Genomic DNA, 20,792 nt, shown 5'->3' on the forward strand with positions numbered 1-20,792 from the left:
TCTACTCGATCAAAATAGACTGCGCAATGTGTTTCCCGTCCGCGTAGGGATGGTGCGGCGCGGCATTGAAGCACTGACTCGGAGTTAACCCGGCTTTCAATTTACGCCGAAGCGGCTCAATGCGCACCGCATTCCGCAACGCGCAAACCGCGCTGTATGATTAGCACGCGTGCGTGCCGGACGAGCCGCGGCGCAAGCCGTTCAACCGACGCCAACAAAGAGACTCCAGACCGCCATGAGCTCCACTGCCGCTCGCAAGCCGGGCGCCACCGGCATCCGTGCGAAACAGGCGCAAGACACACGCGCCAAGATTCTGAAAGCGGCAATCAAGGTCTTCGCGAAGCAGGGTTATGCAAGCGGCCGCGTCGAAAGTATTTCAAAGGCCGCGCGCTCGCACGACCGCATGATCTACTACTACTTCGGCAGCAAGGAGCAGTTATTCGTCGAAGTGCTGGAAACGATCTACACGCAGTTCAACGAAGCGGAAAGCAAACTGGATCTCGATCTGGACGATCCCGTGCACGGTCTCGAACAGATGGTCGAATTCGTCTGGCAGTACTACCTGGATCACCCCGAGTTCGTGACGCTGCTGTCGAGCGAGAACCTGCATCAAGGCAAGCATGCAAAGAAGTCTTCGAAGCTGAAGGAGATTTCGGGCTATGCGATTTCAGTCGTGCAAAAACTGCTGGACGCGGGCAAGGCGCAAAACGTTTTTCGCGCCGACGTGAAGGCGCGCGATGTATATCTGATGATTGCGTCGCTTGGCTATTTCTATAACGCGAACCAGTACACGTTAGGCGCGTTTCTCGGCGAGCCGCTGATGGACAAGGCCGCGCTCGCGCATTGGCGCGAGGTGATCAAAGACACCGTGTTGCGCGCGGTGCGGCTGCATTTGCCGACCGATACGCATGCTGGTGCGAATGCGGAAGCGAACTCGCAAACCGATGCCATGAACGAAAGCGAGCCCGCACGCCCCGCAATATAAAAAACGCGCGCCGTACTGCTGCTTGCGCGCGTTTTATCGTCAAGAGATGAGTATGGCGAAACAACTCAAGGCTTTGCCGCGTCATCTTCCTCGCGAAACAGTTTATCGGCCAGATGAAACGCCGAGTTCGCCGCCGGCACGCCGCAATAAATCGCGGTTTGCAGCAGCACTTCCTTGATCTGCTCACGCGTCACGCCGTTGTTTTTCGCGGCGCGCAAGTGCAAAGCGAGTTCTTCGCTGCGATTAAGCGCAACCATCATCGCAATGGTCAACAGGCTGCGCGTGTGTCGCGGCAAGCCATCGCGCGTCCAGATTTCGCCCCACGCGTAGCGCGTGATCAGGTTCTGGAACTCATCGGTCAACTCAGTGCGGTTCGCCAGCGACCGGTCCACATGCGCATCGCCCAGCACCGCACGGCGCACGCCGAGTCCGGCTTCGTAGCGGTCTTCGTCGTTCATTTCGGCTCCGTCAGAAAGTCGATGACCGTCTTCGTGAAAGCATCGGCCTTCTCGATGTTGGAAATATGCGAGGCGTCCAGTTCGACGTAGCGCGCGCCTGGAATGGACTGCGCGAGTTCGCGACCTTGCGCGGGCGTCGCGGCTACGTCGTGCGTGCCGCTGATCACCAGCACCGGCAGCTTGATGCCCGGCGTTTCCGGGCGCAGGTCGGTGGCGTCGATTGCATCGCAATTCGATGCGTAGCCTTCCTTGTCCGTATGCACGAACACATCTCGAATCATGGCCAGCACTACCGGCTCGCGGTCGAAATAGTCCGCGGTGAACCAGCGCGGCAAGACGGCGTCGGCAAGTACAACCATGCCTTCGGTGCGGGCTCTCGCGGCACGCGGCACCCACACTTCCGGCGACCCGATGCGCGCCGCCGTATTCGAGAGCACGACGCGCTCAAAGCGATTCGCATGACGCGCAGCCAACGCGACGCCCGTGAGTCCACCCATGGATATGCCGCAGAAATTCGCGCGTGCGATCTTCAGCGTGTCCATCAGGCCGAGCACGTCACCGGCCAGTTGCTCGATCGTGTACGGGCCTTTCGGCGCTTCCGAATGGCCGTGACCACGCGTGTCATAGCGCAGCACCCGGAAATGCTTTGACAGCGCCGCGACTTGCGGCGTCCACATGGACAGATCGCAGCCGAGCGAATTCGACAGGACGACCCATGGCGCGTTGCCGTGGCGTTCACCGTCGATTCGATAATGAAGCTCGGTGCCGTTGACTGCGGCGTAAGGCATGCCGGTTACTCCTTCGAAGGGGCGCGCTGCGAACGCGCGGTATGAAGCGCCAGCGCGGCGTCCACATAAGCGTGCGCCTGGCCGACGTATTGAGCGGGATCGAGCAGTTGCTTCAGGCGCTCGATCGAAAGATGTTCGGTCACGGCCGCGTCGGCGGACAGCACGTCCAAAAGCGTCTGTCCGTCGCGGATTGCCGCTTTCGACGCGCGCTCCACGAGATGATGCGCATCGAGCCGGCCGATGCTGTCGCCGAGCGCGAGCATCACCGCTTCGCCGAGAATCAGGCCGTGCGTGACATTCAGATTCGCGGCAAGGCGCGGCACGTTGACGTTCAAGCCCCCCGCGATCTGTTCGATGTTCGCAAGCGCGCCGCCCGCTAGCCGCGCGAGATCGGGCAGCGCGTCCCATTCGGCTTGCCAGCCGCCGAGCGCGCGTTCGTGTTCCTGCACCATGCCCGCGAAGACGGTGGCGACCAACCCCGGCGCGCGCGTGGCGGCGGTGAGCACGGCGGCGCAGCCAACCGGATTGCGCTTGTGCGGCATCGTCGACGATCCTCCTTTGCCTGCGGCGGCGGGCTCGGCCAGTTCGTCGATTTCGGTTTGCATTTGCAGCGAGATGTCACGCGCGATCTTGCCGAGCGTGCCGATCAGCATGCCGAACAGCGAGGCGGTCTCCGCGGTCCGATCGCGCTGCGTATGCCACGGCAACGTCGGCACGGCGAGGCCGAGTTCTTGAGCTAACGCTTGCGTGACCTGCGGCGCGGCATCGCGCAGACTCGCCAGCGTGCCGGCGGCGCCGCCGAATTGCAGCACCAGTGCACGCTCACGCAACGCAATGAGCCGTTCGCGGTGACGCAGCAACGCATCGAGCCATTGCGCGAATTTCAGGCCGAGCGTGATGGGCAGTGCCTGCTGCAGCCACGTGCGGCCAATCATCGGCGTGGCGCGATGCGTGGCCGCGAGTTTCGCGATGGCATCGCAAGTGGATTGCAAACCGCTGTCGAGCAGATCGAAGGTGTCGCGCAGTTGTAGCACCGTCGCCGTGTCGATGATGTCCTGGCTCGTCGCGCCCCAATGCACATACTTCGACGCTTCGGCGTCGGCCGCTTTCACGCGCGCGGTGAGTTGCTTGACCAGAGGAATCGCGAGATTGCCGCCCAGCGCGGCGTCGCGAGCAAGCGCGTCGGCGTCGAGTTGATCGGCATGGCAGGCTGCCTCGATCGCCGCCACGGCCGTATGAGGAATCACGTTGTGCGCTGCCGATGCCCGCGCAAGCGCCGCTTCCACGTCGAGCATCTTTTGAAGCGTGGCGCGCGGTGCCCAGATGTCGTTCATCGGCGCGGTGCCGCAAAGAAGGCCGGTCAGGCGGCCGCTGGAGTCGAGCATGATGACGTCGCTGATCGGATGATCTGATGAATGTAGCACTGCACGCGGCGATGCGGGTTGCGCCGCGGCATGCAGACCGGGACGCTAATACGTCAACCCCGCAGCAATCCGGCTCAACCTGCGCTCACGCCGCGCGCGCAGCCTGCGTGCCGTCGATCAGCGGCACGCCGGTGAGCTTGAGCAGCGCATCGAAATCGATGTCCGAGAAAATCTCGCGCACCACGAGGCCCTGGTCGGTGACATCGATCATGGCCAGGTCCGTATAAATACGGTCGACGCAACCGACGCCCGTCACCGGGTACGTGCATTCGGCGGCGATCTTGCTTTCGCCCTGCTTGGTCAGATGCTCCATCATCACGTAGACCTGCTTGGCGCCAATGGCCAGATCCATGGCGCCGCCGACGGCCGGGATCGCGTCCGGCGCGCCGGTGTGCCAGTTCGCGAGGTCGCCCTTCGCCGACACCTGGAACGCGCCGAGCACGCAGAAGTCGAGGTGACCGCCGCGCATCATCGCGAACGAATCGGCGTGATGGAAATACGCGCCGCCCGTCAGCAGCGTGACGTGCTGCTTGCCGGCGTTGATCAACTCGTCGTCTTCCTCGCCTTTCGCGGGCGCGGGGCCCATGCCGAGCAGACCATTCTCACTGTGTAAGAAGATTTCCTTGTCGGCGGCGAGGTGGTTCGCCACGAGCGTCGGCACGCCGATGCCGAGGTTCACGTACGCGCCTTCCGGAATATCGAGCGCAACGCGCTTGGCCATTTCATCGCGGGTCAGTTTCTTCATGTCGGGTCTCCGGTTCAGGCGGCAGCGTCGTGAGGATTGGGCAGCGGAGCATGCGCCGCCTGGCGCACTTCGATCACGCGCTGCACGAAGATGCCAGGTGTCACGATGTTTTCCGGATCGAGCGCGCCGAGCGGCACCACTTCCGACACCTGCACGATCGCGGTTTTCGCCGCACTTGCCATGATCGGCCCGAAATTGCGGGCCGTCTTGCGATAGACGAGGTTGCCCCAGCGGTCGCCCTTATATGCCTTGATGAGCGCGAAATCCGCGTGCAGCGGCGACTCGAGCACGTAATGCCTGCCGTCGATCAGACGCGTCTCCTTGCCTTCCGCGAGCTTCGTGCCGTAGCCGGTGGGCGTGAAGAATCCGCCGATGCCCGCACCCGCCGCGCGAATGCGCTCCGCGAGATTGCCCTGCGGCACGAGTTCGAGTTCGATCTCGCCGGCGCGAAACAGCGCATCGAACACATACGAATCCGTTTGGCGCGGAAACGAGCAGATGATCTTCCGCACACGCTTCGCCTTGAGCAGCGCTGCAAGGCCGATGTCGCCGTTACCGGCGTTGTTGTTGACGATGGTGAGTTCGCGCGCGCCCTGCTCGATCAGCGCATCGATCAGCTCCGACGGCATGCCGGCCGTGCCGAAACCGCCGATCATGACGGTCGCGCCGTCCTGGACATCGGCGACGGCCGATTGAAGTGACTCGAAAATCTTGTTGATCATGTCGAATTTCCTTGTAAGGCGCTACGCGCGCTGGGCTTCGCCGTGTTGGCAGGCTTGGCGGGCGGTCTCCGGGCCAATGCGGGCGACGGCTCGCCGGCTCACGGTCTGCATGCGCGCCGGCGTTTTCTGCCGGTTCGCCGCTGGTTTCTTCGCTGACTTTGCTTGCCGATTCCGTTCGCCGGTTGCTCGCCCGTTTGTTCACCGTTTGTTCGCGTAGTGAACAGTGATTCGATTAGCGAACGATCTGGCGATTATGGTTGCGCTTTAGCTGCATTGTCAAGGCGCGGACTTTCCCTTAATCATAGGTTCCCGCTGCCCACCTTGCGCGCCTGTTGGCCGTCTGCGAGCGCCTTGTTCTCTCGAAGGCAAAGAAAACCCCACTATCCCGTCCGACGATTCTTCGGCTACCCTTTATTTACATATCAAATAGCCGCCCATGTCAGACACGAATCTCGACTTGAACCTGATCCCGTACCTCGTCGCGATGGAGGACACTCGCAACGTGAGCCGTGCGGCCGAGCAGCTTGGCGTGAGTCAGCCGCGCGTGAGCACCGCACTCGGACGGCTGCGGGAATACTTCGACGATCCGCTGTTCGTGCGCACATCGAAAGGCATGGAGCCCACGCCTCGCGCGCTCGCTATCCTGCCCGCCGCGCGCGACGCCCTCTTGCGTATCGAGAAAGGCATGCTCGACGCGCAGGAATTCGACCCGGACACGAGCACGCATACGTTCTCGATCGCGCTCTCCGACGTCGGCGAAATCGTCTTTCTGCCACGGTTGTTGCAACTCTTTGCCGAGCGCGCGCCGTTCGCGAATCTGCGCTCGGTGTCGCTGTCGCCGTCGCATGTGGAACGCGGGCTCGAATCGGGCGACGTCGATCTCGCCGTCGGCTACTTTCCGGACCTGTCGGGCAATAACTTTTTTCAGCAGCGGCTCTTCACGCACCGCTTCATTTGCCTGATGCGCGCGGGGCATCCGCTTTCGAAGGCGCCGCTCACGCTCGCCCAGTACATCGCGTCGGGGCACGCCGTCGTGCGCGCCGAAGGACGCAGCCAGGAAGTCCTCGAACAGTATCTGGTGAAGAAGCGCATCAAGCGGCGCGCGGTGCTCGAGACGCCGCACTTCATGAGCCTGCCGTTCATCCTTGCGCGAACCGATCTGATCGCCACCGTGCCGCATGCGATCGGCTTCGCGTATGTGTCGGAGCACGCATCCATCACGCTCGTCGAACCGCCGCTGCCGCTGCCGCGCTTCGATCTGCGGCAGCATTGGCATCGCAAGTTTCATAACGACCCGCGTGCGAGCTGGCTGCGCGGCGTGGTCGCCGAGCTCTTCAACGACGCAATGGACGAATGGCCGAAATGAAATCGTCAGCCCCGCGACGTCGAAAGGGACATCGGCACGATCCGGCGTAAACATGGAACAATGACCCTACTCATGAACCCGCGCGCTCCAACCCGGATCGACGCGCGATCCCGGAGGAGCGACGGATGACCAGCAAGACAGAACAAACCACACCGGCGGACACGACCGGCCGCCCGAGCCGCGAGGAAGCCGAAGCCGCCGTTCGCGTGCTGCTGCGTTGGGCGGGCGACGATCCGCAGCGCGAAGGCCTCATGGACACACCGGCGCGCGTGGTGCGCTCGTACGAGGAGTTCTTTGCGGGCTATCAGGTCGACCCGCGCGAAATTCTCGCCCGCACGTTCTCGGAAGTGGATGGCTACGACGAGATGATCGTGCTGAAAGACATCCGCTTCGAAAGCTATTGCGAACACCACATGGTGCCGATCATCGGGCGCGCGCACGTGGCGTATCTGCCGGGGCATCGCGTGGTGGGTATTTCGAAGCTCGCGCGTCTTGTCGACGCGTTCGCCAAGCGTCTGCAAATCCAGGAAAAGATGACGGTGCAGATCGCCGACACGTTGAACGACGTGCTGCAACCCGCGGGCGTCGGCGTGATACTCGAAGCCGCGCATCAGTGCATGTCCACGCGCGGTGTCCACAAGGCCGGCGTGACGATGGTCACGTCGCGCATGCTGGGAACGTTCCGCACCGACCCGTCCACCCGCCGCGAGTTTCTGTCGATCGTCGGCAATCCTGGCGCGGTGGCCGTCTCGAACACGTAAGCGGGAAAGCGCGATACGTAACGTGCGTTGTGTGGGTCACGTGCGTTGCGTACGCCAGGCCGCGTCGCGTACATCAAGCTGCGTTGCGTAGGCCAAGCCGCATCACGTACGTCATGCCGCATTGCGCGTGCCGAGCGTTTGCGCGAACGTCGCGAGCATCACGGCGCCAAGCACGCAGGCGACGCCCGTGAGTTGCGCCGCGCTGACCGACTCGCGCACCAGCAGCGCGGCCAGCGCCAATGCACTGACCGGCACGAGCGCGGTAATCAATCCCGCTTCCGCGCCGCTGATGCGCGCGGCGCCTTCATACCAGAGAACGAATCCCGCCACGGTCGGCACGAGCGCGTAATACAGCACGCCGCTTAGCGCACCCGCGTCGAGCGGCATGCTCCAGGGTCTTTCGAAACAGGCCGGCACGATCGAGACCGCGAAGCCGATGCCGCACATTAACGCCGACAATGGCAGCGGGGCCACCGGTTTGCGCAGCTTGCGATTGAGCAGAATGAACAGCGCCTCGCAGACAATCGCGGCGAACACCAGCGCGTTGCCCGTCACGGAACCGGCCGCGTGCGGCGCGGCGATATCGCTGGGACTGACGGTGCACGCGAGCACGCCCGCCGTGGCAAGAACAATCGCGCCGATCAGCGCCGACGACGGGCGCTCGCCCAACGCCAAGATCGCGACCACCGCCGACACCGCGGGCAAAGTCCCGGCGATCACGCCTGCGTCCCCAGCGGAAGCCAGTCTCATACCGCTGATGAGCAGCACCGTATAACCGACGCTGCCCGCCGCGGCTTGCGCGATCACGAGCACGGCATCGCGCCGGTCGAGGCGCGGCCAGCGCACGCCGCGCCAGCGCATGACCAGCACGAACAACGGAAACGCAATCGCGAAACGCAGCGCGGTCGCGCTGAACGGCGGCAAGCCGGCCGCAATCGACTTGCTCACCACCACTGTGCTGCCGACGCCCACCATCGCCAACGCGCAACACAGATAACCGACATACCGTGAATTCATCGTGCATCTCCGATGCGATGGAATAAGCACGCAGATTAGGAATCCGGCGCCGCTCGGTCTTGAACGAAATTGCAGCACGCTTGCGCGGTGGCCTGCACTCGCGAACCATCGAGTATCCTGATTGAAGGCAAAAGGTCTAACTGGGACAGGAACGGGCTTTGCGCACGCGGATACGCCGGGGCAACAACGCCGGGTAGCACTATTCGCGCCGCCAACTTCCCACCAGGAAACAGGAGCCGCTCAATTGGTAGAGTTTCCGTCGTCGGCGATATCGACCTGGGGCGGCGCGGTCGTCTTCGTCAACGTGCTGTTGACGCGCCTGGGCATGCCGATTCCGGCAGTTCCGGTGCTGTTGTTCGCGGGCTCTGCAATCGCGGCGGGCACCTTGTCGTTCTGGCCAGTGCTATGCGCCGCAGTGCTTGCCGCGCTGATCGGCGACGGCGTCTGGTTCACAGCCGGCCGCCTCTACGGCCGCAAGCTGATCGGCGTACTGGGCCAGTTCTTGCCTGCCATCGACGCCAGGGTCGAGCAGGCGCGTTTGCTGTTCGAACGCTTCGGCGTGCCCCTCGTATCGATTTCGAAGTTCGTGCCCGGCCTTGCTCTGATCACGCCGCCGCTAATGGGCACCACCGCCGTCGATGCCCGCATCTACGCAATCTGGGACCTCACGGGCGCGATGGCCTGGGCGACCTTCTGGCTGCTCGGCGGCGCCGCCGCGGAACGGCAATTGCATATGCTGTTCGAGTTCGTCAGAGCGCGCGGCGGCACAGTGATCGATCTCCTGATTGGCGCCGCGCTGCTGTACCTCGCGTATCGTCTGATGCAGCAGCGGCGGGCGCGCCGGCAACAGGCGCTCGCGGAATCGGCTGACGCGACGCAAGCGTCGAGCCGCGCAACGCGCCGCAAGGCGCCGCCCAAGGTCCTCGACGCCCGCCCGCAAGGCGCGGCGCTCGACTCGGCCCCGCTCATTCCCGGCGCGCTCGCACTCGATCCGCACTCGCCGGAACAGATCGACTTCGCGCTGAGGGCCTACGACATGGTGATCTACTGCGTTTGTCCGGACAGCGCGACGGCTGCCGAGATCAGCGTGCGGATGCGCAATTATGGCTATACGCGGATTCGCTCACTACGCGGAGGTCTGGAGGCGTGGCAGCGGCGCGGCTTTCCGGTGGGCTTGCTGCTTGCCGACGAGCCGGGCTCCGGCAGACTCGCGCCGTCACATAGCGGCTCAGGCAGCGGCTCACGCGGCGACGCAAGCAACGCGGTCACACTGCGCGGCTTCGCGCCGCGGCGCAGGGCAAGCGCGTGAACGTCGGCGGCGCTTGTGCCTGCCTAAGCTCACGTTGCGTAGCGTTGCCTTGCCTTGCGTTGGGTTCCCTGTGAACGCCCTTACGACGGCGAGCCCTGAGTCACCGAACGCGCGACCGGCTGCGCAGAAGCGACTCGGTTGCGGCCCGCCGCCTTCGCGACATAAAGCTGCCGATCGGCCGCGGCCAGCAGATCCAACGCGTTCGCCCCTTGCGCGGGCACGCAGGTCGCGCAACCGACGCTCACCGTAACCGTCACCCTATCGCCGCCGCCATGCAGAATGTCTTGCGCCTGCACGCGCCGGCGAATCTTCTCGGCCACGGCAAGCGCGCCATCGGCGGTCGCGTCCGGCAGGATCACGGCGAACTCTTCGCCACCATAGCGCGCGACCACGTCGACTGAGCGGCGCACCGTCGTCGAAATGCATTCGGCCACCGCGCTCAACGCGTCGTCGCCGCTTGCATGGCCGTACGTGTCGTTGAAATGCTTGAAATGATCAATGTCGATGAAGAGCGCCGACAGCGGCTGACCCGAGCGCCGCGCGCGCCGCCATTCCTCGTCCAGCCGGTCGTCGAGCACGCGGCGATTGCTGAGGCCGGTCAGCGGGTCAGTGGCGGCCAGACGCATCAGCGCGGCCTGCGCGCGCAGTTTGCCGCGCAATGCGAACGCGAGCAGCCAGGACACCACAACGAACACCGCGCCGAACGTGAGCGTCAACACGCCGTTGATGATCGCGCGGTGCCGCCAGGGCGCCAGCACATCGTCGACGGCGGGCGCGACGACCGCAATCAGCGGCGTGCCCGGCACGTGCGCGTAGGTGTACATGCGCTGCACACCGTCGACCGCGGAAGACGCCACATACGAACCGGCGCCATGCGCGGCCATCGTCACGAAGGTCGGGGACTTTGCGATGCTCGCGCCGATATCGCGCGGAGCATACGGCTTGCGCGCGATCAGCGTGCCGTCGTCCATCGCGATGAACACCGAGCCCAGTTTGCCGATGGTGATCCGGTCGAGCAGATGCTGGAAATACTCAATGCGAATTGCGAGCAACGCAACGCCGGCAAACCGGCCGTCCGCTTCATTGATGCGCCGCGTGAGGCCGATCGACAACTTCCCGTCGCGCACGCGCGAGCGGAACGGGTGTGACAGATAGAGGCCCACTGCCGGGTTGCGCTGATGCGCGACGAAATAGTCGCGATCGGCAAAGCGAATGCTCGGGCTCATCTCGCCGCTTTGCGAAGCGATCACTCCGCCATCCGCACCGACGATATACGCGCCGCCGAGATAAGCCGCCGTCGTCGCGCGATCAAACAGCACCGCTCGCTGCTCATCTGCGGGCAGGCCCGCGCCGAAGTGGTGTTCAGTGCCATCCACCATGGCTTGCAACGAGAGGTTATAGATCTCGACGTGCCTCTCGAGATCGCTCGAAATGATCGACACCAGATTTTGCGACGTCTCGCGCGCATGATCCAGCGCGTCGGTGCGGCCGCTGAGAAGCGTGAGCAGTGTGAGACCCGCCATCGCGACGGCGACCAGGGTGCCGGCCACGCCGGCCAGCACCGGATGATTGCCGATGTAACGTGCGACGCCGGCTACTCCCTGTCGCAAGAGCCCGCGCCAGCGCCGGCCCTGCGAATGCGCTCGATATTCCACCTGCGCGTTGCCTCCGTTGAAAGCGGGCCGCACGAACCGCATGCGGTCGCCATCAGATGTTGTTGTTCAGCGCTTGGCCTTTAGCGCGCCGCGCCGTTTTCGTGCGTCACAGTTTGCGCAGCAATCCGGCCGCCGAGCGCATCCGGCGCTTGCGTTCCTTGTGAAGCCAATGCAGCACGGCCTCGCTGTCGCCCGATCCGGCAAGCAAGGCGGCATTGTCATGCAGCAACATTTCGCTCGCGACAATATCGTTTAGCGTACCGAAACGTTTTTGCACCTGTTTGAGGCGCTTGAGCGTGCGCTTGTGGCTGCCGCTCAAAACCGGCTGAAAGAATTCGAGCAGATAGCGCAGCTTTTTGCCGGCTTTCCTGACGTCGTGAAAGGCGGCGTAATTCGAACGCCTCGCGTGGCGCGCGCGTTTGGCGCGCTTCATCAACGAACGCTCCGAGGCCGCCACGCGTTTGCTCGCGAACTTACGCAGCGGCACACGTTCGTGGGTCGTGTTGATGTCTTTCGATGCGCTCGTCAACGCTTCGCGCAACAGATGCTTGACGTCGGCGTTCGACAGCGTTTCGCGGCTCGTTGCCAACGCATTGCCGCGGGCTTCCTCGAGTTTCGGCGCAAGATCGCGCATGCCGCTGCGCACGCCGCTGTCGTCCTGCGTGAGCAGCTGGATCACGATGTCCCAGTCGCGCGTCTTGCCTGCCGCCGTGGCCAGATATTTGTAAAGCGCGCGTTGTCGCGTGTTTTCGCCCTTCTCCAGCAGCGGCGCGAATGCCCACCACAACGAACGCAAACGGCGCAGCGAAACGCGCAGTTTGTGCAAGGCCTCGGGTGACGGATCTTCGCGCACCGCATTGGCGTGCGCGATCGCTTCATTCACGAGCGGCGCCGCATATGAGGCAAACGCCGTTTGCGCCGTCGGCTCTTGCGCGGTCGAATCGACTGCCGACGAACTTCCGTCCACTTTACGGTTTTCTTTCCGACTGTCGCGCTTCATCGAATCTCCCTCGAAAGGCTGCTGCGCCTCTGCCAGCGTAGCAAAAAAGATTCCCGGATGGGGCAAGCTGCCTGCTTTCAGCGGCAAACCAAGGCGATGTCCGCCAGCCCAAGGCCACGCAATCCGTTAGGCATCGCCGGCACGCGGCTGTCATGCTGACGACACATACGCCACGCAGGATCGGAAGTTCCGCGACATTTATCCAGGGGCCCCGTCATGCCGGAACTTTCGTACCCGCAACCCAATGCCGCAGGTGGCAAGGGGCGCAATCCAGGTCTGCTTGTTTTTCTCGCCGTCATCATAGTCGGCATCGGCTATTGCGGCATGCAGCTGGTGGGCGATCTGCAACCCGTGCGCGAGGGTTCGATTCTGCCGTATCTGCTGCTCGGCGTCGCACTGCTGATCGCATTGGGATTCGAATTCGTCAATGGCTTTCACGACACTGCCAACGCGGTGGCTACCGTCATCTACACGCACTCGCTCACGCCGAATCTCGCGGTGGTGTGGTCCGGTGCATGGAATTTCCTTGGCGTGCTGCTGTCGAGCGGCGCGGTCGCGTTCGGGATCCTGCAACTGCTGCCGGTCGAACTGATTCTGCAAGTGGGAACCAGCGCCGGCTTTGCGATGGTTTTCGCGCTGCTGATCGCGGCGATCATCTGGAACCTCGGCACCTGGTATTTCGGCTTGCCGTCGTCGAGCTCGCATACGCTGATCGGCTCGATCATCGGCGTCGGCCTGATGAATCAGTTGATGCATGGCGTGAACGGTACGAGCGGCGTGGACTGGAACCAGGCGCTCGGCGTCGGCAAGTCGTTGCTGCTTTCGCCGCTGGTGGGCTTTCTCGCCGCCGGCCTGCTGCTGATGATTCTCAAGGCCGTTGTACGCATTCCCGCGCTGTATGCGGAGCCGAAGGGCAAGGAGCCGCCGCCGTTCTGGATTCGCAGCCTGCTGATCCTGACGTGCACGGGCGTGTCGTTCGCGCACGGTTCGAACGACGGCCAGAAAGGCATGGGCCTCATCATGCTCATTCTGATCGGCACGGTACCGACGGCGTATGCGTTGAACAAGGCGGTGACGCCGGCTGAAACGCAGACGTTCCTCGCGGTCGCGGAGCAAGCTTCGACGACGCTTGCCAAATACACCAACGGCGTCGCGCCGTCCGCCGATCCGCGTGCCGATGTCGAAGCGTATGTGCGCACGCGTCAGTTGACGCCCGCGACGGTGCCCGCGCTGCAAGAACTGACAAAGGTGATCGCGCGCCAGGTCGGCGCATCGGGCTCGATGGCCGCAGTGCCGCAGGGTCTCGTCGACAACGTGCGCAACAACATGTACGTCGCGTCCGAAGCGATCCGTCTGATGGACAAGGCCAAACAACCAGCCTTCGCGCCGGCAGACGCCAAGGCCATCGACAACTTCAAGGCGCAAACCGATCACGCGACCAAGTTCATTCCGACGTGGGTGAAAGTCGCGGTGGCTATTGCGCTGGGCATGGGCACGATGGTGGGGTGGAAGCGGATTGTCGTGACCGTCGGCGAGAAAATCGGCAAGCAGCATCTGACCTACGGACAGGGCGCGTCGGCTGAACTGGTGGCCATGCTGACCATCGGCGCGGCCGACGTGTACGGCTTGCCGGTCTCGACTACACACGTTCTATCGTCCGGCGTGGCGGGCACGATGGCGGCCAACGGCTCGGGCCTTCAATGGGCGACCGTGCGCAGCCTGGTGCTCGCGTGGGTGCTGACGCTGCCCGCATCTATCGCGCTCGCGGCAGGCTTGTACTGGGTGTTCCGGGCGGTGTTTTAAAGCGCTTTCCTGGAAGCCGCTCGCGGATCAAACTGCATGACGAAAAAAGCGCGGCACACGCCGCGCTTTTTTTTCTTCGACTCGAACTTCGGAGCCGCCCGAACCGCTCAAACCGCTCAATACACCTCGGGCACGATCATCGAAGCCGGCACCGGCTGACGGCTGTATTCATCGTGATACACGCGCGCGGGCAATTCGACACGCGGATGTTCGATCTCGTGATACGGCACCTGGCTCAGTAGATGATGAATGCAGTTCAGGCGCGCGCGCTTCTTGTCGACGGCCTGCACGACCCACCACGGCGCCTCGGGAATATGCGAGCGTTGCAGCATCACTTCCTTCGCCAACGTATAAGCCTCCCAGCGACGCCGGCTTTCCAGATCCATCGGGCTCAGCTTCCACTGCTTCAGCGGATCGTGAATGCGGTTCTGGAAGCGGATCTCCTGCTCTTCGTCGGTGATCGAAAACCAGTACTTCAGAATCTGCACGCCGCTGCGCGCGAGCATCTTTTCGAACTCCGGCACTGAGCGGAAAAACTCTTCGTATTCGTCGTCGGTGCAAAAATTCATCACGCGTTCGACGCCCGCACGGTTGTACCAGCTACGATCGAACAGCACCATTTCGCCGCCGGCCGGAAGATGCGAGACATAGCGCTGGAAATACCATTGCGTGCGTTCGCGGTTGTTCGGCGCGGGCAGCGCTGCAACGCGGCACACGCGCGGATTGAGCCGCTGTGTGATGCGCTTGATCGCGCCGCCCTTGCCCGCGGCGTCGCGTCCCTCGAATATCACCACGAGACGATGCCCCGTCTGCACGATCCAGTCTTGCAGCTTGACGAGTTCGCCCTGCAAGCGGAATAGCTCGCGAAAATACATCTTGCGTGCTTCGCGGTTCTCGGCTGTAAAACCCTCGGCACCGTCGAGAATGCGGTCGTCGACCTCCATTTCGAGTTCCTCGTCGTACGCGTCGATGAGGTCTTCCTCGAAACGGCGTTGCCGCTCCATCAACAACTCGGCTTCGGGTCTCGGATCCTGCTCTTTCATTGCGGCTCTCCTGGCGACGAAAATGGTGACGCGCGGCGGGAAGCGCGACGCGAACGCGCCCGATTATCGGCGTGCCGGGTGTCAGGCGTATTACCGCGCAGCCAGTTCATGATAGCGAGTTTTCCGCCGGCGCCCTGCGTTAGCGCAACGGTTTTGCGAAGCTGAGTTCATGGCCGTCCGGGTCGCTAATGTGAAAATAGCGCTCGCCCCACGGTGCATCGGATGGCTCCAGCGACGGCTTGAATCCGGCCGCCAGCGCCTTGCGATAAATCGCGTCGACGTCCGACACGTAGACGATCACACGGCCCCACCAACTGACAGGCGCGCGCGGATCGGCAATCAGGTTCAGATACGTGCCGCCGAACGCAAACGACGTAAACGCGGCCTGCGGGCCGCCGAACTGCAGCGGGAATCCGAGCGCTTCGTAGAACCGCACCGCTTGCGACATATCGGCGGTGGCAAGCGTGATCGCGCTGAGCGACTCGATCCGCGGTTCAGCGGGCGCGGACTGAGAGGACGAAGACGGCGAAGCAGATGCATCGGACGAAGCGGCGGACGAGTTCATGACGGCTGTCTCCCTGGCATGGCGGCCTCGGTCGGCTCGCTGTTAGCGGAAAGTGTCTCACACGCTGAGGTCTCGCATTACGTCCGCTCTGCGGCCCGCTGTTGTCCGCGCCGGCCCGCACCTGAAAACACTGCGCAAAAAAAGACCCCGGGCTCTGTCGAGCGCGAGGTCTTTTAGTCACGCACGGCGCATCATGACCGATGCGCCTTCCAAACCGTTCGAACCCTTACTGAATGATCCGCGTCACGCCACGGCCACGCGGATCGGCTGCGGCCTCGGGCGTATTGCCATTGATCTTGATCGCCTGAATGTCGCCATTGAAATTTTGCGCTTTCAGCGTATAGCCCTTCGCTTCGACCTGCTTGGCGAGTTCGCCGTCGATCGGCTGGTACGGCTCCCAGAAAATCGTGTTCGGCGGCAGCAACTGATGATGGAAACGCATCGCGCCGACCGCTTGCGGCAACGGCATGTCGAAATCGTAGATGTTGTTGATCACCTGGAAGATCGACGTGAAAATGCGCGAGCCACCCGGCGTGCCGATCACAAGCGACACCTTGCCGTCTTTCGTGAGAATCGTCGGGCTCATGGAAGACAGCGGGCGCTTCTTCGGCTCGATCGAGTTCGCGTCGCTGCCCACCACGCCGAACATGTTGGCCACGCCCGGCTTCGCGGAGAAGTCGTCCATTTCGTCGTTCAGCACAATGCCGGTGCGATCCGCGACCACGCCCGAACCGAAGTAGCCGTTCACCGTGTACGTGTTCGAGACCGCGTTACCCCACTTGTCGACCACCGAGAAGTGCGTGGTTTCCGCTTTCTCCGGCATCGACGTGCCGAGTCCCGGCTGCACGCTCTTCGTATCCGACGGCGTTTCCGGATTGACTTCAGAAGCGCGTTTCGCGATGTACGCGTCGTCGGTCAATTGCGCGACCGGCACCTTGTAGAAGTCGGGATCGCCGAGGTATTGCGCGCGGTCGGCGAACACGCGCTTTTCGATTTCCGCAATCAGGTGGATGTATTGCGGCGAATTGAGCGGGACGTCCTTGAAGTCGGCGGCACGGTCAGCTTTCATCTTCAGCAACTGCACGAGGCCGATGCCGCCCGAACTCGGAGGCGGCGCCGTGTACACACGGTAGCCTTTCCAGTCCGCCTGAATCGGCTGACGCCATACGGCTTTGTACTGCTGCAGATCAGCCCTCGTAATGAGGCCATGGCCGCGCATGGATTCCGCGATCAGACCGGCTGTCTTGCCCGAGTAAAAGTCTTTCGCGCCCTGATCCGAAATGCGCTGCAACACAGCGGCCAGATCGGGTTGCTTGAAGTTGACGCCCTGTTTCAGGTTGCCGAAGTAGGTGTCGAAGTTCGTCTTGCCCGCGAACTCTTTCGCCGCATCGTCGCGACGTTGCTGCAATTGCTCGCTGACCTGGAAGCCGTCGCGCGCATAGTGGATGGCCGGTGCGAGCACCTGCTTCCAATTGAGCTTGCCGAAGCGGCGCTGCGCCTGCCACATGCCGTCGACGGTGCCGGGCACGCCCACCGCGCGGTAGCCGTACAGGCTCATGCCCTTGATGACCTCGCCCTTGTCGTCGAGATACATGTTCTTCGTGGCCGCCAGCGGCGCGCGCTCGCGGTAGTCGAGAAAGTACGGCTTGCCGTCCACATACAGCGTCATGAAACCGCCGCCGCCGATGTTGCCCGCTTCCGGATAAGTCACGGCAAGCGTGAAGGCGATGGCCACCGCGGCATCGACGGCATTGCCGCCTTCCTTGAAGATTTGCTCGGCGGCGTCGGCACTGTACTCGTCGGCGACCGCAATCGCGGACGCGGTGAGTACAGCCGGCTGCGCTTTCGCGGGCGGCTTCGCGACTGCCGGCGTGGCCTCGAGAAAACCGACGGAGACAGACAACAGTGCAGCCAGCGCAAATCCGCTGGCGGACGATTTGGCGTTGCGGAACAACTTCATTGATATCCCCCAAGTTGACTGTTTCACCTGACGATAAGGACAGTTCCTTGGGCTTATAACATGTGAACCGCTCTTTGCGAAGCCGCAGCATTACGTAGGGACATCTGCTGCGGCACACAAAGAGGCACGCCCCGCTTCAGGCGGAAGCCGCCGGAGTGAGGACCTGCGAGGCGACATCATCCACGGCCGCGCGCGCGAGCTTTACGATTTCGTCGACGTCGCTGCGCGTAGTCACGAGCGGCGGCGCGAAGCCGAGAATGTCGCCATGCGGCATTGCACGTGCGATCAAGCCGCGTTGTAAAGCAGCAGCCGACACTCGCGGACCGACTTTCAGCGCCGGATCGAACGGACGGCGGCCGTCCTTGTCGGCCATGAATTCGAGCGCGGCCAGCATGCCCACGCCGCGCACTTCGCCCACCAGCGGATGTGAATCGAATGCGGCATGCAGTTGTTCGAGCAGATAGGCGCCGGTCTGCGCCGCGTTCTGCGTGAGATTCTCGCGCTCAAGGATATCGAGGTTCGCGAGCGCCGCAGCCGCGCAGACCGGATGCCCCGAGTAGGTCCAACCGTGTCCCATTGCGCCCGTTTCCTGCGAAGCCTTGTCGATCACGTCCCACACACCCTCGCTCACAATCACGCCGGACAACGGCGCATAGGCGCTCGTCAGCCCCTTGGCCACGGTGATGAGGTCCGGCGTGATGCCGTAGTGCTGCGCGCCCATCTTCGAACCGATCCGGCCGAAACCGCACACCACTTCATCGCAGATCAACAGGATGTCGTGCTTCTTCAGAACCTGCTGGATCGCAGCCCAATAACCGGCCGGCGGCGGCAGGATGCCGCCCGTGCCCATCACCGGTTCGGCGATGAACGCGGCGACCGTGTCGGCGCCTTCGCGCGCGATCGTCTGTTCGAGTTCTTCGACGCAGTACGCGACGAACTGCGTTTCGTTCATGCCGGCTGGCGCATGCCTGTACCAGTGCGGGCACACGGTGTGTTTGACGCGCTCGATCGGCAAGTCGAAGAATTGATGAAAGCTCGGCAGGCCGGTCAGGCTGCCCGTGACGATGCCCGAGCCGTGATAGCCGCGCTGGCGCGAGATGATCTTCTTCTTGTTCGGCCGGCCCTTCACGTTGTTGTAGTACCAGACGAGCTTGATCTGCGTTTCGTTCGCGTCCGAGCCCGACATGCCGTAATACACTTTCTTCATGCCGTGCGGCGCCCAGTCGATGATTCGCGACGACAGTTCGATGATCGTGTCCGTCGAGTGGCCGACATACGTGTGGTAATACGCGAGTTTCTTCGCCTGCTCGTAGATCGCCTCGGCAACTTCCGTGCGGCCGTAGCCGATGTTCACGCAATAGAGGCCCGCGAACGCGTCGATAAACGACTTGCCCTCATGATCCTCGATGCGGATGCCCTTCGCGCCCGTCACGATACGGCCGGGCAGGGTGCCGCTCGCGTGATCATGAGCGTGCGTCGAAGGATGCATGAAATGCGCGCGGTCGGCGCTCAATAGTTGATCGAATGGTTCGAGTTGAGTCATGAAAAGCTCCTTCGTTGAATCGATGAATTGGGGTTATGCGGCGGCCGCAATGTTTCTAGCGGGACTGCTGCTCGTCACCGGCAAGCCGAGTTGGCCGAGGCAGAAATAGCGCGTCTCGACAAAAGGTTCGAAGCCTTCTGCGCCGCCTTCGCGGCCGAGGCCCGATGACTTGATGCCGCCAAACGGAACCGGCGCACCGGTGAACTTCGCGCCGTTCACGGAAACCATCGCGAACTCGAGACGGCGGATCAGTTGGAACACCGTATTAAGGTCACGCGCGCAGACATACGCAGCGAGACCGTACTCGGTGTCGTTCGCGCGCTCGATCGCTTCGTCGAGCGAATCAAATGGCGTGACGGCCGAAATCGGCGCGAAGTTTTCTTCGTCGTAAATGCGCATGCCGGGCGCGGCGTCGGCAACCACGGTCGGTTCGAAGAACCAGCCGCCGCGTTCATGCGCCGATCCGCCGACGGTGATGCGGGCACCCTTGGCTTGTGCATCCGCGACACGCTGCACGGTCGTGTCGAATGCGGCCTGATGCATCAACGGGCCGACGTCGACGTTTGCCTCAAACGCGGAGCCCACCTTCAACCCACGGACCGCATCGCTGTATTGCGCGACGAACGCCTCATAAACCGGACGCGCGACGAAAATGCGATTCGCCGCGCAGCAGTCCTGCCCCGAAGTCTGGAACTTCGCGGCGACTGCAACACGCACGGCCTGATCGAGGTCGGCGTCTTCGGTCACGATGAACGGCGCATTGCCGCCCAGTTCCAGCGCCGTTTTCTTGATGCCGGCTTTGGCCACGGCCTGCATGACGAGCGCGCCGACACGAGTCGAACCCGTAAAGCTCACCGAGCGCACGCGTGCATCGCCCACCAGCGTTTGCATCGCCATTTGCGGCTCGCCGAGCACGACGTTGACCACGCCTGCGGGAAAGCCAGCTTCTTCCGCGAGTTGGGCGAGCGCGAGTGCCGAAAACGGCGTCTCGTGCGCGGGCTTCACCACGACCGTGCAACCGGCGGCGAGCGCAGCGGCCGCCTTGCGCGTGATCATCGCGCACGGGAAATTCCACGGCGTGATCAACGCAGCCACGCCGACCGGTTCGATCACCGTACCCAGTTGCGCACCGTCGATGTGCGTGGGAATCGTGCGGCCATTCAAGCGCCGCACTTCATGCGCGAACCATTCGACAAAGCTCGCGCCATACGCAATCTCACCGCGCGCTTCTGCAAGCGGCTTGCCCTGTTCGAGCGACAGGATCGCGGCCAGATCATGCTGATGACGCAGGATCAGCTCGTGCCAACGCAGCAGCAACGCGGAGCGTTTCGCGACCGGCAACCAGCGCCATGCGGAAAACGCGCGCTGCGCGGCATCGACCGCTTCGGTGATCTGCGCGGCGTCGAGCATCGGCACATGTCCGAGCACCTGCTGATCTGCGGGATTGCGCACGGCGACACTTGCCGCACTCGCGCTGTGCACCCAGCGTCCGTCGACGTAGCACAGCGATTTGAACAGAACCGGATGACCCAGCAACATGACGACCTCCTGTGTGCGATGTATGTCTGTCACTGTACGTTCAGCGGGCTTGCGGTTTTTTCGGTTCGGATGCGCCGAAGCCGATGTTCTTTCCGTAATTTTCAGCGGT

General features: G+C 63.1%; 18 protein-coding genes. 5 read left to right on the forward strand and 13 right to left on the reverse strand.

The genetic code is table 11. The annotated features are described in order from the left end of the window. Positions 1–235 precede the first annotated feature (235 nt). Positions 236–985: a TetR family transcriptional regulator gene (locus C0Z16_RS27410; protein ID WP_102635198.1), complete on the forward strand. Its 750-nt coding sequence runs from the start codon at positions 236–238 to the stop codon at positions 983–985. 65 nt (positions 986–1,050) lie between these two features. Here the strand turns inward: C0Z16_RS27410 and pcaC are convergent, their stop codons facing one another. The 5 genes from pcaC to C0Z16_RS27435 form a co-directional block, all read right to left on the reverse strand. Next, entirely contained in the window at positions 1,051–1,443 is a 393-nt protein-coding gene (gene pcaC, locus C0Z16_RS27415) for a 4-carboxymuconolactone decarboxylase (RefSeq protein WP_102635199.1), read from the reverse strand. After that, positions 1,440–2,231, reverse strand: a complete 792-nt coding sequence (gene pcaD, locus C0Z16_RS27420) for a 3-oxoadipate enol-lactonase (RefSeq protein WP_102635200.1) — start codon at positions 2,229–2,231, stop codon at positions 1,440–1,442. The genes pcaC and pcaD overlap by 4 nt, the downstream gene beginning before the upstream one ends. A gap of 5 nt (positions 2,232–2,236) precedes the next feature. Next, positions 2,237–3,616: a 3-carboxy-cis,cis-muconate cycloisomerase gene (locus C0Z16_RS27425; RefSeq protein ID WP_102635254.1), complete on the reverse strand. Its 1,380-nt coding sequence runs from the start codon at positions 3,614–3,616 to the stop codon at positions 2,237–2,239. Positions 3,617–3,740: 124 nt separating this feature from the next. Continuing rightward, positions 3,741–4,400, reverse strand: a complete 660-nt coding sequence (locus C0Z16_RS27430) for a 3-oxoacid CoA-transferase subunit B (protein WP_102635201.1) — start codon at positions 4,398–4,400, stop codon at positions 3,741–3,743. Positions 4,401–4,414: 14 nt separating this feature from the next. Further along, the gene (locus C0Z16_RS27435) at positions 4,415–5,122 is read right to left on the reverse strand and encodes a 3-oxoacid CoA-transferase subunit A (RefSeq protein WP_102635202.1); all 708 of its coding nucleotides are present in this window, start codon (positions 5,120–5,122) and stop codon (positions 4,415–4,417) included. A gap of 436 nt (positions 5,123–5,558) precedes the next feature. Between C0Z16_RS27435 and C0Z16_RS27440 the strand changes: the two genes are divergently transcribed. Both C0Z16_RS27440 and folE read left to right on the forward strand, forming a co-directional pair. After that, on the forward strand, positions 5,559–6,488 hold the full coding sequence (locus C0Z16_RS27440; protein WP_102635203.1) for a LysR family transcriptional regulator: 930 nt from the start codon (positions 5,559–5,561) through the stop codon (positions 6,486–6,488). A 125-nt stretch (positions 6,489–6,613) separates the two neighbouring features. After that, positions 6,614–7,249, forward strand: a complete 636-nt coding sequence (folE, locus tag C0Z16_RS27445; RefSeq protein WP_102635204.1) for a GTP cyclohydrolase I FolE — start codon at positions 6,614–6,616, stop codon at positions 7,247–7,249. A 111-nt stretch (positions 7,250–7,360) separates the two neighbouring features. On the opposite strand, the gene C0Z16_RS27450 is transcribed toward folE, so the two are convergent. Next, the gene (locus C0Z16_RS27450; protein WP_102635205.1) at positions 7,361–8,266 is read right to left on the reverse strand and encodes a DMT family transporter; all 906 of its coding nucleotides are present in this window, start codon (positions 8,264–8,266) and stop codon (positions 7,361–7,363) included. 244 nt (positions 8,267–8,510) lie between these two features. Here C0Z16_RS27450 and C0Z16_RS27455 point away from each other — a divergent pair, with 244 nt between their 5' ends. Beyond that, positions 8,511–9,575: a VTT domain-containing protein gene (locus tag C0Z16_RS27455; protein WP_102635206.1), complete on the forward strand. Its 1,065-nt coding sequence runs from the start codon at positions 8,511–8,513 to the stop codon at positions 9,573–9,575. Positions 9,576–9,655: 80 nt separating this feature from the next. Here C0Z16_RS27455 and C0Z16_RS27460 read toward each other — a convergent pair whose 3' ends face one another. Continuing rightward, entirely contained in the window at positions 9,656–11,230 is a 1,575-nt protein-coding gene (locus tag C0Z16_RS27460) for a GGDEF domain-containing protein (RefSeq protein ID WP_407070702.1), read from the reverse strand. Between the two features lie 106 nt (positions 11,231–11,336). Beyond that, positions 11,337–12,230, reverse strand: coding sequence for a CHAD domain-containing protein (locus tag C0Z16_RS27465; RefSeq protein WP_102635208.1), 894 nt, complete (start codon positions 12,228–12,230; stop codon positions 11,337–11,339). Between the two features lie 216 nt (positions 12,231–12,446). Between C0Z16_RS27465 and C0Z16_RS27470 the strand changes: the two genes are divergently transcribed. Then, entirely contained in the window at positions 12,447–14,033 is a 1,587-nt protein-coding gene (locus tag C0Z16_RS27470; RefSeq protein ID WP_102635209.1) for an inorganic phosphate transporter, read from the forward strand. Between the two features lie 116 nt (positions 14,034–14,149). On the opposite strand, the gene ppk2 is transcribed toward C0Z16_RS27470, so the two are convergent. The 5 genes from ppk2 to C0Z16_RS27495 all read right to left on the reverse strand — a co-directional run bounded on the left by ppk2 (position 14,150) and on the right by C0Z16_RS27495 (position 20,683). Beyond that, positions 14,150–15,076: a polyphosphate kinase 2 gene (ppk2, locus tag C0Z16_RS27475; RefSeq protein WP_102635210.1), complete on the reverse strand. Its 927-nt coding sequence runs from the start codon at positions 15,074–15,076 to the stop codon at positions 14,150–14,152. A 139-nt stretch (positions 15,077–15,215) separates the two neighbouring features. After that, complete coding sequence (locus C0Z16_RS27480) at positions 15,216–15,641, reverse strand: VOC family protein (protein ID WP_102635211.1); 426 nt, start codon at positions 15,639–15,641, stop codon at positions 15,216–15,218. 226 nt (positions 15,642–15,867) lie between these two features. Continuing rightward, the gene (gene ggt / locus C0Z16_RS27485; RefSeq protein WP_102635212.1) at positions 15,868–17,601 is read right to left on the reverse strand and encodes a gamma-glutamyltransferase; all 1,734 of its coding nucleotides are present in this window, start codon (positions 17,599–17,601) and stop codon (positions 15,868–15,870) included. Between the two features lie 136 nt (positions 17,602–17,737). Next, the gene (locus C0Z16_RS27490) at positions 17,738–19,144 is read right to left on the reverse strand and encodes an aspartate aminotransferase family protein (RefSeq protein ID WP_102635213.1); all 1,407 of its coding nucleotides are present in this window, start codon (positions 19,142–19,144) and stop codon (positions 17,738–17,740) included. 33 nt (positions 19,145–19,177) lie between these two features. Then, the gene (locus C0Z16_RS27495; protein WP_102635214.1) at positions 19,178–20,683 is read right to left on the reverse strand and encodes an NAD-dependent succinate-semialdehyde dehydrogenase; all 1,506 of its coding nucleotides are present in this window, start codon (positions 20,681–20,683) and stop codon (positions 19,178–19,180) included. Positions 20,684–20,792 lie beyond the last annotated feature (109 nt).

The organism is Paraburkholderia rhynchosiae, assembly GCF_002879865.1.
Lineage (GTDB): Bacteria > Pseudomonadota > Gammaproteobacteria > Burkholderiales > Burkholderiaceae > Paraburkholderia > Paraburkholderia rhynchosiae.